Origin of the sequence: Pseudomonas sp. SED1, assembly GCF_034044025.1 — a bacterium.
Classification (GTDB): domain Bacteria; phylum Pseudomonadota; class Gammaproteobacteria; order Pseudomonadales; family Pseudomonadaceae; genus Aquipseudomonas.
Map to the genome: position 1 here is coordinate 1 of NZ_JAXCIS010000238.1, position 17,836 is coordinate 17,836.

20 protein-coding genes are annotated in these 17,836 nt (G+C 60.5%); 9 read left to right on the plus strand and 11 right to left on the minus strand.

The genetic code is table 11. The annotated features are described in order from the left end of the window. The first annotated feature begins 436 nt into the window (after nt 1-436). From SNL23_RS30685 to SNL23_RS30705, 5 genes are all read left to right on the plus strand, one after another. Nucleotides 437-730 (plus strand): hypothetical protein, encoded by a 294-nt coding sequence (locus tag SNL23_RS30685; RefSeq protein WP_318304645.1) that lies wholly within the window; start codon nt 437-439, stop codon nt 728-730. Between the two features lie 246 nt (nt 731-976). After that, entirely contained in the window at nt 977-3,691 is a 2,715-nt protein-coding gene (mgtA, locus tag SNL23_RS30690; RefSeq protein ID WP_318304646.1) for a magnesium-translocating P-type ATPase, read from the plus strand. Nucleotides 3,692-3,829: 138 nt separating this feature from the next. Continuing rightward, complete coding sequence (locus SNL23_RS30695) at nt 3,830-4,033, plus strand: hypothetical protein (RefSeq protein ID WP_256576853.1); 204 nt, start codon at nt 3,830-3,832, stop codon at nt 4,031-4,033. 31 nt (nt 4,034-4,064) lie between these two features. After that, nucleotides 4,065-4,412 (plus strand): DUF2493 domain-containing protein, encoded by a 348-nt coding sequence (locus SNL23_RS30700; RefSeq protein WP_010171459.1) that lies wholly within the window; start codon nt 4,065-4,067, stop codon nt 4,410-4,412. A 144-nt stretch (nt 4,413-4,556) separates the two neighbouring features. Continuing rightward, complete coding sequence (locus SNL23_RS30705) at nt 4,557-5,360, plus strand: hypothetical protein (RefSeq protein WP_076013987.1); 804 nt, start codon at nt 4,557-4,559, stop codon at nt 5,358-5,360. A gap of 205 nt (nt 5,361-5,565) precedes the next feature. Here SNL23_RS30705 and SNL23_RS30710 read toward each other — a convergent pair whose 3' ends face one another. Continuing rightward, a complete protein-coding gene (locus SNL23_RS30710) occupies nt 5,566-6,285 on the minus strand; it encodes a tellurite resistance TerB family protein (protein WP_167664942.1) in 720 nt (239 codons plus the stop codon). Nucleotides 6,286-6,409: 124 nt separating this feature from the next. Here SNL23_RS30710 and SNL23_RS30715 point away from each other — a divergent pair, with 124 nt between their 5' ends. Then, a complete protein-coding gene (locus SNL23_RS30715) occupies nt 6,410-6,937 on the plus strand; it encodes a DinB family protein (protein WP_318304648.1) in 528 nt (175 codons plus the stop codon). A gap of 1 nt (nt 6,938) precedes the next feature. On the opposite strand, the gene SNL23_RS30720 is transcribed toward SNL23_RS30715, so the two are convergent. Beyond that, nucleotides 6,939-7,394 carry a GFA family protein gene (locus SNL23_RS30720; RefSeq protein WP_167664944.1) on the minus strand — a complete coding sequence of 152 codons (456 nt, stop codon included), beginning with the start codon at nt 7,392-7,394 and terminating at the stop codon, nt 6,939-6,941. Between the two features lie 233 nt (nt 7,395-7,627). On the opposite strand from SNL23_RS30720, the gene SNL23_RS30725 reads away from it, so the two are divergent. Then, on the plus strand, nt 7,628-7,912 hold the full coding sequence (locus SNL23_RS30725; protein ID WP_167664945.1) for a hypothetical protein: 285 nt from the start codon (nt 7,628-7,630) through the stop codon (nt 7,910-7,912). A gap of 1 nt (nt 7,913) precedes the next feature. Here the strand turns inward: SNL23_RS30725 and SNL23_RS30730 are convergent, their stop codons facing one another. Beyond that, complete coding sequence (locus SNL23_RS30730; protein ID WP_318304649.1) at nt 7,914-8,549, minus strand: LysE family translocator; 636 nt, start codon at nt 8,547-8,549, stop codon at nt 7,914-7,916. A 208-nt stretch (nt 8,550-8,757) separates the two neighbouring features. Beyond that, a complete protein-coding gene (locus tag SNL23_RS30735; RefSeq protein ID WP_023658809.1) occupies nt 8,758-8,949 on the minus strand; it encodes a hypothetical protein in 192 nt (63 codons plus the stop codon). Nucleotides 8,950-9,063: 114 nt separating this feature from the next. On the opposite strand from SNL23_RS30735, the gene SNL23_RS30740 reads away from it, so the two are divergent. Further along, nucleotides 9,064-9,585 (plus strand): GNAT family N-acetyltransferase, encoded by a 522-nt coding sequence (locus tag SNL23_RS30740; RefSeq protein ID WP_318304651.1) that lies wholly within the window; start codon nt 9,064-9,066, stop codon nt 9,583-9,585. Between the two features lie 61 nt (nt 9,586-9,646). Here the strand turns inward: SNL23_RS30740 and SNL23_RS30745 are convergent, their stop codons facing one another. The 6 genes from SNL23_RS30745 to SNL23_RS30770 all read right to left on the minus strand — a co-directional run bounded on the left by SNL23_RS30745 (nt 9,647) and on the right by SNL23_RS30770 (nt 14,604). Continuing rightward, a complete protein-coding gene (locus tag SNL23_RS30745) occupies nt 9,647-10,189 on the minus strand; it encodes a hypothetical protein (RefSeq protein ID WP_318304652.1) in 543 nt (180 codons plus the stop codon). A 271-nt stretch (nt 10,190-10,460) separates the two neighbouring features. Then, on the minus strand, nt 10,461-10,865 hold the full coding sequence (locus SNL23_RS30750; RefSeq protein ID WP_076013979.1) for a TonB family protein: 405 nt from the start codon (nt 10,863-10,865) through the stop codon (nt 10,461-10,463). Between the two features lie 175 nt (nt 10,866-11,040). Further along, entirely contained in the window at nt 11,041-11,883 is an 843-nt protein-coding gene (locus SNL23_RS30755; protein WP_076013978.1) for a sugar phosphate isomerase/epimerase family protein, read from the minus strand. Nucleotide 11,884: 1 nt separating this feature from the next. Further along, nucleotides 11,885-13,126 (minus strand): NAD(P)/FAD-dependent oxidoreductase, encoded by a 1,242-nt coding sequence (locus SNL23_RS30760; RefSeq protein WP_167664947.1) that lies wholly within the window; start codon nt 13,124-13,126, stop codon nt 11,885-11,887. An 18-nt stretch (nt 13,127-13,144) separates the two neighbouring features. Then, nucleotides 13,145-13,465, minus strand: coding sequence for a MocE family 2Fe-2S type ferredoxin (locus tag SNL23_RS30765; protein WP_076013976.1), 321 nt, complete (start codon nt 13,463-13,465; stop codon nt 13,145-13,147). 38 nt (nt 13,466-13,503) lie between these two features. Beyond that, on the minus strand, nt 13,504-14,604 hold the full coding sequence (locus SNL23_RS30770) for a fatty acid desaturase family protein (protein ID WP_318304655.1): 1,101 nt from the start codon (nt 14,602-14,604) through the stop codon (nt 13,504-13,506). Nucleotides 14,605-14,787: 183 nt separating this feature from the next. Here SNL23_RS30770 and SNL23_RS30775 point away from each other — a divergent pair, with 183 nt between their 5' ends. Beyond that, complete coding sequence (locus tag SNL23_RS30775; protein WP_318304657.1) at nt 14,788-15,837, plus strand: LacI family DNA-binding transcriptional regulator; 1,050 nt, start codon at nt 14,788-14,790, stop codon at nt 15,835-15,837. On the opposite strand, the gene SNL23_RS30780 is transcribed toward SNL23_RS30775, so the two are convergent. Next, nucleotides 15,817-17,808, minus strand: coding sequence for a sigma-54 interaction domain-containing protein (locus SNL23_RS30780; RefSeq protein WP_318304735.1), 1,992 nt, complete (start codon nt 17,806-17,808; stop codon nt 15,817-15,819). The two genes, SNL23_RS30775 and SNL23_RS30780, sit on opposite strands and share 21 nt — an antisense overlap. Nucleotides 17,809-17,836 lie beyond the last annotated feature (28 nt).

A 17,836-nucleotide genomic window follows, 5' to 3' on the forward strand; every position in this document is an offset into this window, starting at 1 on the left:
TTTTGGGCTCCTTTCAAAAGTGAGCCGCTGTAAGAGCGGAACCAATATCAAAAATCACCTAAATAACGGATATGTCCCCTCACCTAGCCACCACACACAGATCATTTATCAATAACCACACTTACCACTGCAACTTCCCCACCATCTATCTGAACAAACTCTGAACCAGTAACAAATTAAGTCATTAACCGTTGACATCCGGCAACTGCCTGAGTAAATTCCCCGTGCCTGCAACTCAGGGCCATTTTTCAACCTCACAAAAGAAGCCAATGGACACAGTATCTAGTCGCTGTCCGATCACCGTGAATGCGGCAAATCGGGCGCTAAACCCAGAAAAAATGACGGGACTCGCCTTTCCGGCCGAGTAAGCTGCGCTAGAGCCTGACGCTCCAACGTAACTGCCTCACCGGATGCCAGTCCGGTCCCGAGGTGTGTTATGACCTTTCAACTGATTGTTTTGCCTGATCTACGCACGCTGCCCGCGGCCCTGCGTGCCAAATTGTGCCGCGAGCCCGTAGGCTTTTCCCCTACCCGCAGCGCCTTTGTTACCTCCTCCCCCCGCGTGTGCCCCGCTCCCCGGGCGCACTGGCATATCTGCCCTACCACCGGCCACCTGGTCCAGCAATGGGACCACGCCGACCCTCAAGACCCACAGAGACGGGACGTTTCCAGCCTGGTCGCGCAAGCGAGCCTGATGCTGAGCCTCTACGTGGACGCTCGCGCGGCGTAAGCCGGCTGGAAACAGCAACTTCCTGATTATCCGTTAATTGTTTAGCTGGAGTTCTCTATGGACGAAGCCAGTAGTAGCCCGCTGCGCGCTAGTTAACTAACGCGCTGTTAGCGGGCCTGTAGAAAGTTACCCAACACTTTATTTAAACCGATCGCGCAGTCAGCGACTCGGCATGCTTTCGCTCGCCTGTCATCAGGTAAGTACCGGGTATGTTTTGTCGAAAAATTGGCGACAGGAGTACACACAATGAGCGCAGTAAAAAACCCGAAACTGCACAAGAAAAACGGCACGGACACCGACACCAAGCTGTCGATGCGTGCTGCCCGCGAAGCCCAGAATGGCCTCTCGGCAACCCTCGCCAATGTCCGGGCAACCAAGGATGGCCTGACCGAGCTGGATGCCTCTGCTCGCCTGCAACGTGAAGGCTACAACGAGGTGGCCCACGACAAGCCGCCTCACGCCATCGTGCAATTCCTCCAGGCCCTGAACAACCCGTTCATCTATGTGCTGCTGACCCTCGGCGCCATCAGCTTCGTCACTGACTACTGGCTGCCACTGCAGGACGGTGAAGAAGCCGACCTGACCAAGGTCATCATTATCATGACCATGGTCATGCTCAGCAGCCTGCTGCGGTTCTGGCAGGAACACCGTTCGGCCAAGTCCGCCGAGGCCTTGAAGGCCATGGTGCGCACCACCGCCACCGTGTTGCGCCGCGAGCAAGTAGGCTCCAAGCCGACCCTGCGGGAAGTGCCGATGCGCGACCTGGTGGCCGGCGATATCGTGCAGCTGTCAGCCGGCGACATGATCCCGGCCGACATCCGCCTGATCGAGTCCCGCGACCTGTTCATCAGCCAGGCCGTGCTGACCGGTGAAGCCTTGCCGGTGGAGAAGTACGACACTCTCGGGGACGTCACGCAAAAATCCGCCACCTCAATGGCAGCGGACCAAGGCAACCTGCTGGACTTGCCGAACATCTGCTTCATGGGCACCAACGTGGTCAGTGGCCGGGCGCAAGCCGTGGTGGTTGCCACCGGCCCGCGCACCTACTTTGGCTCCCTGGCCAAGGCGATTGTCGGTTCCCGGGTGCAAACCGCGTTTGACCGTGGGGTGAACAGCGTCAGTTGGCTGTTGATTCGCTTCATGCTGGTGATGACGCCGATCGTGTTCTTCCTCAACGGTTTCTCCAAGGGTGACTGGAGCGATGCCTTGCTGTTCGCCCTGGCGGTCGCAGTAGGCCTGACCCCGGAAATGCTGCCGATGATCGTCAGCGCCAACCTGGCCAAGGGCGCTACCGCCATGGCCAAGCGCAAGGTGGTGGTCAAGCGTCTCAACGCTATCCAGAACTTCGGTTCGATGGACGTGCTGTGCACCGACAAGACCGGCACCCTGACCCAGGACAAGATCATCCTCGAGCACCACGTCAACGCCTTCGGCAAACGTGATGACTCGGTGCTGACCCTGGCCTGGCTCAACAGCCATCACCAGAGCGGCATGAAGAACCTGATGGATCAGGCGGTCGTCCAGTTCTCGGAGCAGAATCCGAAGTTCCAGGTGCCGTTCGCCTACAGCAAGGTGGATGAACTGCCGTTCGACTTTATCCGCCGTCGCCTGTCGATTGTGGTCAAGGACGCGCAAAACGATCACCTGCTGGTGTGCAAGGGCGCAGTCGAGGAGATGCTGAGCATTTCCACGCACGTGATGGAAGGCGATGTTGCCGTCGAGCTGGATGATCGTCGTCGCAACGAGTTGCTGGCGATTGCCCAGGACTACAACGAAGACGGCTTCCGGGTGCTGGTCCTGGCCACCCGCAACATTCCCAAGGCCGTCGCACGCAAGCAGTACACCACGACCGATGAACGCAACCTGGTGATCCGTGGCTTCCTGACCTTCCTCGATCCACCAAAGGAAACCGCGGGCCCGGCGATCGCCGCCCTGCGCGAGATCGGCGTGGCAGTCAAAGTGCTCACCGGCGACAACGCCATCGTTACCAGCAAGATCTGCCGTCAAGTCGGCCTGGAGCCTGGCGTACCGTTGCTCGGGACAGAAATCGAAGCAATGGACGACGCCACCCTCAAGCTGCGGGTTGAGGAACGCACAGTCTTCGCCAAGCTGACGCCGCTGCAGAAGTCGCGGGTACTGAAGACCTTGCAGTCCAACGGCCACACCGTGGGTTTCCTCGGCGACGGCATCAACGATGCACCGGCCCTGCGGGATGCCGACGTAGGTATCTCGGTGGACAGCGCGACGGACATTGCCAAGGAATCCGCCGACATCATCCTGCTGGAAAAGAGCCTGATGGTGCTGGAAGAAGGCGTGCTGAAAGGCCGCGAGACCTTCGGCAATATCATGAAGTACCTGAACATGACCGCCAGCTCCAACTTCGGCAACGTGTTCTCGGTGCTGGTGGCCAGTGCGTTCATTCCGTTCCTGCCGATGCTGTCGATCCACCTGCTGCTGCAGAACCTGATGTACGACATCTCCCAGCTGGCCTTGCCGTGGGACAAGATGGACAAGGAGTACCTGGCCAAGCCACGCAAGTGGGACGCGAAAAACATTGGCCGCTTCATGCTCTGGATCGGGCCGACCTCGTCGATCTTCGACATGACCACCTTTGCCCTGATGTGGTACGTGTTCTCGGCCAACAGCGTGGAAATGCAGACCCTGTTCCAGTCCGGCTGGTTCATCGAGGGGCTGCTCTCGCAAACCTTGGTGGTGCATATGCTGCGCACCCGCAAGATCCCGTTCTTCCAGAGCAACGCCGCATGGCCGGTGATGATGATGACCTGCATCGTGATCGCGCTGGGCATCTACGTACCGTTCTCGCCGCTGGGTGCGATGGTCGGCCTGGAGCCGCTGCCACTGGCGTACTTCCCATGGCTGGTGGGCACCCTGGTTGCCTACTGCTGCGTGGCACAACTGATGAAAACCATTTACATCCGCCGCTTCAAGCAGTGGTACTGATCGGCTCTCTGTAGGAGCGAGCTTGCTTGCGAAGGTCGTTAACGATAACGCGGGTGTCCTGGCTAAACGCGGTGCTCTCGGGTTTTTCGCGAGCAAGCTCGCTCCTACAGTAACCGCAGCCTTTGATGGAGAGAGGCGATGAAAACACTGATGAGCTACCTCGACAACGCCGCACGCGCCGTATTGGTATTCGCCCTCGCCCAAGCCGCCAAGACGGTGATGGTGCTGGGCGTGCGGCTCTACGCGCGCAACCTGCTCAGTGCCGTGGAAATGCGCTTCATGCTGGGCTTTTCCAGCAGCTTGAACAGCACGTGCATCCGCTTGCTGCGTCCGCGTCGATAAATGGCAATACGCAATACAAGGAAACATCACCATGCGCGTCTTGATCTGTGCAGGTCGTCATTACGCCGATACAAAAATGTCTCGCCAGGTGCTGGACGCCTATCACCGCCTGCGCCCGGTGCAGGTATTGATCCACGGCGGCAGTCAGTTCCTGGGCAGTGACGTGGAGGACTGGGCACGGGAAACGGGAGTGGATGTGGTGCGTTACCCACCCAACTGGCAACGCCATGGCAAGCAAGCCGAGCGTCACCGTAACCAGTTCATGCTCACCGACAGCCGCCCCGACGTGATCATCGCGCTGCCCGGCGGCGATGACACCTCGGAACTGGTGAGCCAGGCCAAGGCCTGTGGCATCCATGTGCTGACTGTAGACAGCTGAATCAACCCTTATTGGAGCATCCAGACATGAAAGAAGAACCCAGTTGTAGCCGCACCCCGTTGCACACCTTTTTCTATTTGAATCACGGCGCGTCCCTGCCAAGTCCGGTCGGGACACGCCTCCGGCTGTTGATCGAGGTTCACCATGTACAAGAAACACACCCCTGACGGTTTCGCTAAATACCGCAACCGCACCACCCACCTTACCTTCCATCCCCTGCCCGCCTCCAAGCGACGCGCGGTGCGGCGCAACCTGATGTTCGTCGGCGTGACCGCGGGCATCGTGCTGGTGCTCAGCCTGATGTCGAATGCCAACGCGGCCGGCGGCTCCTACGTGGTCGATGATGGCGCGATCAATGCCCCGGGCGAATGCAATGTCGACGCCTGGTTCACCGCCAATCGGCACGACGGCTCCACCCACAACGAAACCCTGGCGCCGGCTTGCACCTCTACCGCCATTCCCTGGTTGCAGTGGACCGCCGCCGTGTCGCGAGCCAACCATGATGGCGACGGGGAAACCCAGGTCAATCCGCAGCTCAAGGCCCAGTTGTGGGCCCGGGAAGACCTGGGCCTGGAACTGGCCGCGTCTGCCGGCGTGCATTACGCGCTGAACCGTCAACATTCGTTTGATGGCGCGGACTTGAATGTACCGTTTACCTGGCAACCGCTGGAGGCCCTGCGGCTGAACTTCAACGCGGGTTGGAGCCATGCCTATAACGACGGCGACCAGACTCATCGGCCGACCTGGGGCACCGGGTTTGAATACAGCGTGATGGATTCGCTGACGCTGATCGCCGAACGTTACGGCCAGCAAGGTGGCGACCAGGCGTGGCAGGCGGGGCCGAGGGTACACATCGGCAAGAATGTGGATGTGGACCTGGTGGTGGGGCGCAGTTTGATCGGGGATCAGCATCAGTGGCTCACGACGGGGGCCACGCTGCGGTTCTAAAAACTCAAGATATATACACAACCTGTGGCGAGGGGGCTTGTCCCCCGTTGGGCTGCGCAGCAGCCCCAAAACTGACGGTTTGATTCAACCTGAATGAACGTAGCGCTCTGAGAGGGGCTGCTTCGCAGCCCAACGGGGGACAAGCCCCCTCGCCACAGACAAGCCTCCTCGCCCCAATAGTTCGGCGCAAGATTTGCCACAGCAACTAAACCTGTCCCTTGGCCTGCTGCTCCAGATGCACCTGCAACGCAGGATCAATCTTCAACTGCCCCGCCAGTTCATCCAGGTAACTGCGCTCCGCGTCCTGCTGGTCATCCACCAGCAGCACACTGACCAGGTACACCTCGGCCGCCACCGCCGGATCCCCGGCAAACTCGGCAAAATCCGCCGCATTCAGCGGCTTGGCCACCTCGGCATCCAGCCACGTCTGCAATTGTGGATCATCGGTGTGCTTGCCGATTTCGGCCGAGATCATCTGCTGCTCGCGCTCATCAATCTCGCCATCCGCCTTGGCCGCCGCGATCAATGCGCGCAGCACGGCGTGGCTGTGTTCTTCGACCTGCGCGCCAGACAGCTGGTCAACCGTCTGCAACGCCTCCTGCGGTGCCGACGCCTGTTGCCGCTGCCAGGCCTGATACGCCTGGAACGCCATCATGCCCAGGGACGCCAGCGCCGCGTAATTGGTGCCGCCCGTGCGCCCTTGCGGCGCGGTGCGGGTGCCGCCGAGCATGCCTCCCAGTCCACCGAGCAAACCACCGAGGCCGCCACCGCCTGAAGCCGAAGCACCGCCGCCGCCCAGCAAACCGCCAAGCAGCCCGCCCAAGCCACCCAGCCCGCCCTGAGACGCGGGGGCAGAGCCGCCCTGTTGACTCGTAGAGCCTTGGCCCGCGCGCAGCAATTGTTCCAGTAGATCGCCGGTATTCATGGTGTCACCCTCCCAGGGCGCAGAGTTCCAGATCAACAACAATAGACCGGCTGCGCCAGAACACCATGACCGCCCGACAGGCGCGCTTTATGATGGTGCCACCCGCCTATCGAGGAAGCCCCACGTGACCCGTACCGAGCAGATTGCCTTGATGGCGATCTACAACCAGTGGATGAACCGCAAGGTGTACGAGGCGGCCGGCGGCCTGAGCGACGCGGATCTGATTGCCGACCGTGGTGCGTTCTTCGGCTCGATCCTTGGCACGCTGAACCACCTCGCCCTGGGTGACCGCGTCTGGCTCAAGCGTTTCGCCGAACATCCGGCAGGCTTTGCCGCGCTGGCGCCATTAAGCGCTTTGGCATTGCCGCCACGCCTGGATCAACTGGCCTTCGCCAATATCCGTGAACTGTCGGCCCATCGCGCCTGGCTCGACCAGATCATCATCGACTGGACGCAATCCATCAGCGAGCCGGAGCTGGATCAGCCACTGGCCTACCGCAACATGGCAGGTACGGCCATGCACAAGAACTTTCATGCGTTACTCGTGCACTTCTTCAATCACCAGACCCACCACCGGGGCCAGGTGACCACGCTGCTGACCCAGGCCGGGCGCGACGTGGGCGACACCGACCTGCTGGCGCTGATGGATTAGTTCAACCGGCGCTGTATTCGGCGTACGCCTGAATCAGCGCGGGAAAATCCTCCCGCTCCGGGAGCTGCGCAAAGCTGTGCTGCGCCGGCGTAGACGCCCACGGCAGCTTTTCACTGGTCCAGGTTTCAATGAATGGCACATAGCCGCTGACATCATCAAACATGGTGGGCCGCAGGTTGATCAGGTCCTCGACGCCATTCGGGCGGGAGAACATCCAACTCATGCAGTGCGGGCAGCAGTAATGGCGGTCTACGCCATGCAACCCGCCGATCACCGGGTTGCCCTGGGTGATGGTAAATCCACTGGCGGGGATCAGCGCGCTCAGGGAGAACGCGCTGGACGACATCTTCTGGCAACCGGTGCAATGACACGCCATGGTAATCAGCGGTTTTTCGGTCACGATAAACCGCACCCGATCACAACGGCAGCCGCCTTCCTGGGACTCTTGATGACTCATCTTCCACTCCATTCACATTGTGTGTGTGCCTGGAGAGTAAACGAGCGAGTGCCTCACGAATAGCAGCAGGCGCTATGGGTGTCGTCGGTCGCGAAATACCCTCAAACGAACGCATGGGGCAGCGAACTGTCATAAAAGACAGAGCGGTGAAAGTCAGCCAATGGCTGCCCGCCCTGCCCGCGCGCATCAACAGCTTGCCGATGCGACGCATCCCCCCAGAAGGAGACGCTTACATGGTCATTCACTTCAAAGTCGCCGGCCACCTCGCCTGCGGTCATCACGGCAATAACCTCCCTTCCAGCACCGAGCTGAAGCGGGTCAAATGCCGTACCTGCCGTAACACCGAAGCCTTCAAGGAAGCCCGCCGCACCCAACGCAACGCCGCCCGACGTGCTGCACGCAGATCAAAAGCGGAACATGTCGCCGGTGATTGGCGCAGCGCCTGGACACAGCGCCTGACTGACCTGCCAGGCCGTCAGCGCCTGCCACGCGGTTTCAGCGGCCAGCCATTCGTCTAGCTCAAGCAGCCGGAGCACGACGATAGGCGGCCAACAGCACGCCCATTGTCACCAGCAAACCACCCGCCCCACGGTTGAAGCGCTGCAAGTGTGCGGGCCGCAGGCGACTGAGCAGGCGCGCCCCACACACCGCATAGAACATCATGATGCTGACGTTCAGCACACACAGCGCCAGCAACAGGCACGCGTACTGCGGCAGTTGCGCCTGGGTGCTGTCGACGAATTGCGGCAGGAACGCCGACATGAACAACAACGCCTTGGGATTGGAAATCGCCACGAGGAAGCTGCGGGTGAAAATACTCGCAGTGCGAGTGCCAGTGTCCTCACCTTCGCCCACGGTCGGTAGCGCGACTTGGGGTGCGCGCAGCATCTGCCAACCGATCCAGATGAGGTACGCCGAACCCATCCATTTCAGCGCCTGAAACAACCCTTCGCTGGCCGCCAGCAACAGCCCCAGGCCGCAAGCCACCGCCGTTACCAGCAACGCGTCCGCCAACACCGCTCCGGCCATGCCCCAGAACGCCGCCTGCAAACCGTGGCGCGAACCGTTTTGCAGGGCCAGCAAAACCGTCGGGCCGGGAATCGCGATAATCGCGGCGCTCATCATGACAAACAGAAATAAGGTTGCCAGGGACATGACAGGTTCCTACGGGCTAATCAGCTGCGAATCATCCCAAAATATCCGCTGTGTGGCGAGGGAGCTTGCTCCCGTTGGGCTGCGCAGCGGCCCCAAAATCCTGGGAGCGCTTCGCACTCCAGCGGGAGCAAGCTCCCTCGCCACCGTTTATGTATTGCTCAAGCGAGACCCAATAAAAAGCCCCGGACTGACCGAGGCTGTTGAGGGTTCAAGCATCGTTGGCTACCGGCCTCGACCGCGCCTTGTATCCCGGCAGTGCAGCGGCATAGGCCAGTGCCTGCTCCCGGGAGCCGAAGGATGCCAGGCGGTCAGCCTTGGTACAGACCCGCCACGGGCCACTGTTGACCTGCACGATGTCATAGCCGTTGAGATGCAGTTTGTTCAGCATGGGCGTGCTCATAGTCACCTCTCTCTCCAGAGATAATCCAGGTGTTTGCCCGGTCTACCATACACCCGGGTAAAGCGGTGTAACCTACCGGGCGTCGCACAGGCGTGCACTCATGGAGCAGGGAAGATGATCAGCATCAAACAGGCGACGGTCAGCGATTGTGCAGTGCTGCGTGACATTGGCATCGAGACCTACACCGAGCATTTCTCGGCCATCTGGAGCCTGGCGGGCATGCAGGATTTCCTGGATAAGGACTTCTCTCCCGAAGCGCTGCAAGACACCCTTGAGCGTCCCACAGCGCATTGCTGGTTACTCGCCCGGGATGAGCAGGCACGCGCCGTCGGGTTCGCCAAAGTCAACTGGAACCGAGCGATCCCAAGCAGCGATGAAACCGGCGCAGAGCTGCAAAAAATCTACTTCCTGAAGTCCGAGGCCGGCAAAGGCCACGGGCAGCAGTTGTTGGACCATGTGCTTCAGCTTGCACACACCCACCAACAACCGCTGCTGTGGCTCGAAGTACTCAAAACCAACGAAAGTGCCCAACGGTTTTATCAGCGCTGCGGGTTTGAACGCCTGGCAGAAATCCCATTCAGCACCGACATCACAGCGATCCCAATGGTGCTCATGTCCCACCGTTTGGCCCGGTAAAAGGCGCAGTAACGGCAGACCTCTTGGCCAGGCTTTCAGCGGCAACAAGGCTGATGCGCTTTTACTTCACCTTGCTGCTGAGGTTGTCGACACTGCGCTTGAGGTCTTCAAGGCTGCGCTTCTGATCACTGACGGTGCTTTTGAGGCTGGACAGTTCGCTGGAGCTGGAGTTTGAGCTGGAACTTGAATTGCGCTTCAGGTCTTCAATCTCGCTCTTGAGTTTGTCGATGGTGTTTTTCTGATCGGATACGGTGCGCTTGAGCTCGGACAGCTGGCCGTCACTGGAGCTGGAACTTGAGCCAGTGTTTTTCTTCAGGTCTTCAAGGGCGCGAGCCTGGCCGTCCAGCTTGCTTTCCAGGCTTTGAATTTCGCTGTCATTGCGCTTGAGCAAGTCGCGCATGTCCTGAATGTCACCTACCGAAATGTCCGACGGGTGCAGGAAATATTCGCCACCTGCGCCCGAACTGCTCGCGGTGAGTTTGTTACCGACCGACGCACCGAATTCCCCCCACCGCGCCGGACTCGCCGCCTGAACTGACGGGGCCATTGCACCGATCAACAACGAAGCGACAACAGCGAACGAAGCTTTACCCATGATAGACATCAATTGATTCCTTTCTGATCTGCCGAGATGGCACATCGCTATGACTGCATTTTTGAACACTTGTTCCCGTGAGAAGTTGCGACGCCGTATACGAAAAAGCCCCGGCAAACGCCGGGGCTCGAAATATCCAACTGACGGTGCGATGTGCTGTCCTTTCACACACCTTTCACACCCAGGCGCCTATGGTCATCTCAGCTCCTGGTAAAAACCTTTAAGCCCGCGCTCCCCATCGCGGGCTTTTCTTTGCCTGTCATTTGCCCACCGGTTTTCGCTAAATTCGCTGCGGCGGTGAGCCGGTGCAAGCGCCCTGCTCGATGCAGAATACAAAGGGCGCCACCACTTCAATTTCACCTTTACGCAGCATGGAGGGCGGGGGCGCAGGCACTGGCGATGCCGCCGGAATCAATGCCTCCACAGCCCCGACAAACAGATCCGAGCCCGTGTGGCTGACAATTTTGTGGCGTATCAGGTTGCCTTTGGCGTCGACGACAAAGGCCACCCTGACCATGCCGGTCAGCCTTTGCAGGCGAGCTTCTTCGGGATAGGACTTGAAGTGGTTGAGGTGAGTGAGCAACTGATATTCCCATAAGCGCTTCTCTACCATTTGCTCCTGGTGGTTGGGGCCGCTCGTGCAGGCGCAAAGCAGTAAGACAAGTGCGATCCAGCTGTATTTCATAAACGCAGTTCCGTTGACGTTTTGGTGTGCGAAGTGAGGCTAATCATCCGACGCTGTTTAGCTGATTAGTTTAACGCGTTAACCAAGGTAGCGTCCCGGGTTGCGCCATTCGAAGTCGAGCTTTGTACTGCGCCAATTCAAGGCTGCCCGTGTGCCGCTGTGAGCCTGAGCACGCTCACAGCAACGACTTTGCCAGGCAGTCTTTCCAGACATCGCGCATCAGTTCCTTGAGCATCAATGCTTCAGCCCAGCGATCAGTGATATCGCGCCCGTCCGCGCCGGTAATGGCATACGGTGGCGGGCCGAGCTCGCAGGTGAACGATAGGCTGGCAGGCGTATGCGCACGGGCCAGCCAATCTTCGATCCCGTAACGCCACCAGCCCAGGAATCGCTCCAGCCAAGGGCGGTGTTGATCGAAGCTCAAGGGCACCTGAACCTGCTCGCCGTTGGCCACCCGGCCGTGAAACCCCCAACTGTGGCGCAAGATGGTGTGAATGTGCTCATCGTCTTCCTCCATGGCCGGCGCCGGCAGTTCGCGCCCTACGACATAGTGAGACAGGTCGGCCAGTAGTTTGAGGTCGGGCATTGCAGCCAGCAGGTCGAGGGTGAACAGCAGGTCACTGGTGAGGCGATAACGATGGGTTTCCAACAGGATTGGAAAGTCCACCTGTTCGGCCAAACGCTGCCAGCCTTCGATCAGTGTCATCGCTTGGGACAGCGTACGCGGCCGCACGTCTGCCTGAAGCGTAAGGTGATGACAACCATAGCGGGCGACAGCGTCGAGCGCCTCTGCCAGATCGTCCACAGTTTGCGGAAACACCTGCCCCTCGATATGCAAGCCCTGGGCGTTGGCGGCGGCATGCAACCGCTTGGCCTGTGGGGCAAGCCAGAAATGGTCGGTGACCCCGTCGAAGCCTGCGCCGGCAATTTTCTCAAGCTGCGCTTCAATTGGGAGATCGCACTGGCCTCGGTGATCTTGCATCGACCACAGCGACTGGAATACCAGGAAGTCACGCATGTCAGCTCCTCAACAGGTGTTTGAGCGGCACCCCGGCATCTCCCAAGTCGCGCACCGACAGCGGGCCGCGATTGGCGATCAGGCGTTCGCACAGCTTGATGTCCTTGGCGATGCTATTGCCCTGCCCCCAACCAAAAGCCCCTTGCAGATGTTGATCGGCATTGAGGTAGAACAGCAGGAACCCGCCCCCCGGCATTGCCCGGCTCGCCGAGGGTTCTGTGTGGCTGATCACTCCCACGGTTTGCAGCCCCCAGTCGTACTGATCGGACCAGAACCCCGAAATCCCCTCGAAGGGTAATTCACCACCCAGCAGGTTCAAGGCGGCGTGACGGCCCTGGGTTTCCGCGTTGCGCCAGGTTTCCTGCCGCTGGAAAGCGCCTTGAGGGTGCAGCCGGAACTCACAGACATCGCCTGCGGCAAAGATGTCCGGCTCACTGGTACGCAACTGCGCATCGACACGAATGCCATGCCCTACATCAAGCCCGGCAGCCGTTGCCAGCTCGATATTGGGTTGCATGCCGATACCGACGACGAGCAGGTCGCACGCCAACACCTCACCGCCGACCAACCGCACCGACGCTGCACACAGGTCGCCCTGCACCGCTTCGATGGCTACGTTCAAGCGAACGTCCACGCCCTGCTTGCGATGCAGCTCCAACAGGGCACCGGACGCGCGTTCCGGCAGGACTCGACCCGCCAGCCGTGACCCGGCTTCCAGCACCGTCACCGCACAACCCAAGGCATGGGCGGAGGCGGCGACTTCAAGCCCGATAAAGCCACCGCCGATGATCACCAGACGCGTACCCGGCTGCAGCGACGCACGCAATGCCAACGCCTCATCATGGGTTCGCAGATAAAACACATTGGCCAGATGCGCCGGCACATCCGGTAAGCGTCGTGCCCTGCCCCCGGTCGCCAGCAACAGGCGGGCGTACTGCAACCCGCTGCCATCGGCAAATCGCAGGCGGTGCTGCTGTGGGTCGAGGCCTGTCACCGGCTTGCCGGTCAGGTGTTCGATACCCAACTCGGCGAGCTGCGCATGGTCGCACACGTTGCAATTCGCCAGTTCAACAGTGCCCTGCAGCAAGCCCTTGGACAGGGGCGGACGTTCGTAGGGCGCATGCGGCTCGTCACCGATCAGGACCAGGCGACCGCGATAGCCTTCGGCGCGCAAGGTCAGCGCCGCGCGGCCGCCGGCGTGTCCGGCCCCCACGATAACCAGTGGAGCATCAGCAAGGTTCATGGCACAGCCTCCAGGCAGTTAAACGGCAATCGCGAGCAGGACCCGCCCCGCCTCGACACGGACCGGATAGGTCTTAAGGTTGACGCATACCGGCGCCCCTAATGCTTTACCTGAGCGGTAGTCGAACCGCCCATTATGCTTGGGGCACTCGATCACATGGTCCATCACCAGGCCATCGGCAAGGTGGATGGATTCGTGGGTGCAAAGGCCCGCCGTCGCGAAAAACTGGTCCTCGGCAGAGCGATAGACAGCGTAAGTGTGCTGGCCATGGTCAAAACGAATGACGTCTTCTTCGTCTATATCGCCCACGGCACAGACATCGATCCATTGATCGGTCATGGCGGTTTCTCTCTTGTCAGGGGTAAAACACAAAGCAGTCAGGCCAGCTCTGCCTGAGTGGTGGCGGCCGGCTCTGCGCGCTGGGGCAGAGGGCGGCGGATGAAATACGTCGGGTCCTTACGCTGCTTCCAGATGACCGGAAAGATTTCCTTCAGGGCCTCGAACAAACCGTTGTAGGGCGGCGGGCAGTCATCACGAATTTCTTCATGCAACTGCGCCAGGGCGTGGAACGGCACCATCGGGTACATGTGGTGCTCGAGGTGATAGTTCATGTTGAGGTACAGAAAACGCAGCAGCGGATTCATGTAGATGGTGCGGCAGTTGCTGCGGTGATCCAGTACGTCCTCGGCCAGGCCGACGTGCTGCGTCAGGCCGAACAGGTACGACAGCCAGCCGCCATAAAGGGTTGGCAGGCCGATGAACATCAGCGGCAACCAGCTCTGCCAGTAGAGTGCGGCAGCCACCGTCAGCCCGTAGATCACCAGCCAGATACGCGCCGCCGTGAAAATTTTCGGCCACTCTGATTCCGGGATAAACGTACTCTCCTCTTCAGCAATCCGCCCTGTTGCGTGCCGGCAGACCGACCACATCGTCGTGAACACATAGGGCATCCTGAACAGGCTCAGCACCATGTTCACCAGGCTCGGCGGACGCGGCTCGACGATCTCCGGATCACGCCCGACGATGATGGTGTCGGTGTGGTGCCGGGCGTGACTCCAGCGCCATACATGGGGTTCGAACATGAACATGAAGCTCGACACCTGGTAGATCGCATCATTCAGCCAACGGGTCTTGAACGCTGTGCCATGACCCGTCTCATGCCACCGGGCATTGGAGGCGGTGCCATACAGCAAACCGTAGGCAAAGAAGAACGGTACACAGGCCCAGGAGCCCCAGAACCAATAGCCACCGAACCCGGTGACCACCAATGCCAGCAACCAGAGAGCGGTATCCACCAACGCAGGGCCATCACGGCGTTGCATCAGTTCTTTCAGGCGCTTACGCGGGATAGGCGATTGATACCAGTTGGCCGAGGCCAGGCCTTTTTGCAGCGCGCGGGCGGCTTCAGGGCCGGTCAGACGATAATCCCGAGGCGCGGCATTACCGGTTTTTTCATAGGCTGCGTGGTGTTCAGACATTTTATTGTTCTCCGCAAGCTGGGTGGTTTCAGGCACTTGCTTCGATGCGAGGTCACATCGTTGAGAGAAAAGATAGAGAGCCCATTGATTGGCCTCAACCCCTTGAATACATTCCCTATCAAGCTATCATCCAGCCCCATTGAAGCTTGATAGTTTTCTATCAAGACGCTCACGGGGCCCGCCATGAACGATAATAAACGCCCAACCATTGCCACCGTTGCCGCGCATGCCGGCTTGAGTGTCGCCACCGTAGACCGGGTGCTTAACGCAAGGGCGCCGGTCAACCCGGCCACCGCCGAGCAGGTATTCCAGGCCGCCGAAGCCGTCGGTTATTTTGCCGCCCGGCTGATCGGCCAGCGGATCCGTGAACGACGTCCCAGCTACCGCTTCGGCGTTCTTTTGCTCGGTACCGCGCAGGCGTTCTATGGCAACGTCGCCGCCGCCATCTCCGAGGCGGCGCAGCGCCAGTCGGGCACCAACCTGAGCGTTCAATTCGACTACGTTTTTGACCGCTCCCCCACCGCCATCATTGCCCAGATAGAACAACTGGCGGTGCAGTGCGACGGCCTGGCGGTGGTCAGTTTTGCGCACCCACTGATCAATGCCGCCATTGCCCAGATCAGGGATGCGGGGGTGCCGGTGATCGCCTTGCTCTCGGACATTCATGAAGAGGCCCAAGAACCTTACGTCGGCCAGGATAATCATGAGGTCGGGCGCACGATGGGCTGGCTGGTGGCACACACCGCCAGCGCTCGCAAGGGCAGCATCGGTGTGCTGCTCGGTGGGCACCGTTTCCTGGGGCATCAGGCGCGGGTCGAGGGGTTGCGTAGTTACCTGGCGGAGCACGCCCCAGGGCTGCGATTGCTGGAAGCGGTGATCAACCTGGACAATTGCGACATCACCGAAGAAGCGACCCTGGAACTGTTGGCCCGCCATGAAGACTTACGCGCTTTGTGCGTGGTCGGCGGTGGCGGCGACGGCGTCATCAGCGCCCTGTCACAGCTGCCGAAACGGCCCTCACTGTGTTGCATTCTCCAAGAGTCAACCGAGCTGTCGCGCCAGGCCCTGGCCGAGGGTCTGATCAGCCTGATCATCGATTCCCAGCCGCGACTGCTGGGCACCGCCATCGTCGACTTGCTGATCGAGTTGCAGACATCGCCAGACTTCGATCCAGCCAGGCATCGCCACTACATTCCCTTGCAGATCATGACCTCAGAGAACGCCCGTCCCTGAGCGAAACGTATCGGCACTCAGTCCGAACCGGTTCATCTTGTTGTACAGCCCGCCACGGGACACGTTGAGTTGCTGCGCGGCCAGCCGTATGTTGCCGCGAGTGCCTTTGAGGGCGGCAATGATCGCGTTCATTTCATGGGCACCGAGATCCAGCGACGTACGAGGCTCGGGCACAGGTCCCGAAGTAAACGTCTGCTGTCGCGTCTTGATTTCCAACGGCAGGTCACCCGGCAATAGCTGTTCGCTCATCGCCAGGTTGGTCGCCCGCTCAATGGCGTTTTCCAGTTCGCGAACGTTGCCTGGCCAGTGATACGCCGACAGAATATCCAACGCCTCAGGCGAGATACCCTGCACCGATTTACGTAGCGAGCGGGCGCAACGGCTGAGGAAGTGGCGCGCCAGCAGCGGTATATCCTCGCGTCGCATCCGCAGCGGCGGCACTGTCAGATTCAATACGTTGAGCCGGTAGTAGAGGTCCTCGCGAAACGCGCCATCGGCCACCGCCTGGCTCAGGTTTCGATGGGTCGCGGCAATGATGCGCACATTCACCTGCCGGGACTGCTTCGCGCCGACTCGCGTCACCTCGCCTTCTTGCAAGACCCGCAACAGACTGACCTGAGCGTCGAATGACATGTCGCCGATTTCATCAAGGAAGATCGTGCCGCCATCGGCCAGTTCGAACTTGCCGGCCGACCCGCCGCGGGCCGATCCGGTGAAAGCGCCTTCAACGTGCCCGAACAACTCACTCTGCACCAGGTCGCGCGGAATGGCTCCGCAATTGACCGCCACAAACGGCCCATTGCACCGGTCACTGGCGTTGTGGATCGCCTGGGCAAACAGCTCCTTGCCGGTGCCGCTTTCCCCCAGGACCAACGTCGTCGAATCGCTGCGACTGGCGATCCTCCCCAGGTGCAACGCATCCTGAATCGCTCGGGAGCTGCCCTGAATCGTATCGAAGGTGTAGCTGGCCTGGGTGCCGATGATCCGCCGGGTAATTTCCCGGATGCGCCGGTTCTCGCGCAACGAAACAACCCGCCCCCCCTGCTCCAGCGGGCACACCGACACCAGGCAGGCCAGGTGACTGCGATCGTGCAGCTCGAAGGTGCAATCCAGGTCCCGCAGCCCCTCCCCGCCACGCAGCAGAATCTCATCGGTCAGTTCACTCTGCCCCAGACGCTGGAACGGACTGCCCAGCAGGTCCCGGCCTACTCGAAACAGTTGCCGGGCATAGCGGTTGAGCGCCTTGATGCAGCCGCGTTCATCAAGCACCACAAGGCCTTCGTTGAGCACTTCCAGCACGGTTTGCTGTTCTTCCAGCAACGCCTGGAGCGCCATCTGCCGCGAGACCGCTTCAGCCGCTGCCTGAACGGTGCCCAGGGTATGAAAGTGAAACCAGCCTGGCTCTGCGGTCAGCGTCAGCATCGCCAGGGTGCGGCCCAGGCCATCCCTGATGGGTGCGGCGGCGCAATGCATGCGCCGTTGGCGCAGGCCAAGCCCAAAATTCTCTTCGGCCAGCACGTACACCAACCGGTCTTCGGCCAACGCCAGCCCCGTGCAGTTGGTGCCCTGCACCGATTCCAGCAACCGGCTGCCCACGGGCGTGAGGTCCAGGCCGCAAAAATACAGGGTCGTGCCGTGAGCGTCCGTGAGGTTGATATGACCCCTGGGGTTGTAGGCCAGCAATCCACGCATGACCTGCGCCGCCGCCGCGATCAACACACGATTGGCGGCCAGCGTCGCGGTGAGCTCATCAGGGGCGACAAACCGGTAGTCGCCGTCGGCAGGGTCGATGCCGGCGCTGACGCTGCGCTGCCATGAATCCCAGATCACCTGTCTCACCCCGGCAGGTCGATCAACAAGCCCCTTCAGGCACGCATCCCACGCCTGTTCCAGTTGAGCAATCGGTCCCTCGCTCAATTGCGCCGGGCCAAGTGCAGTGATGTAGTCGAGGTCTTGCTCGCTGAAGGCCATAGGCTGTGGGATCACGGGCTGCTCCTGT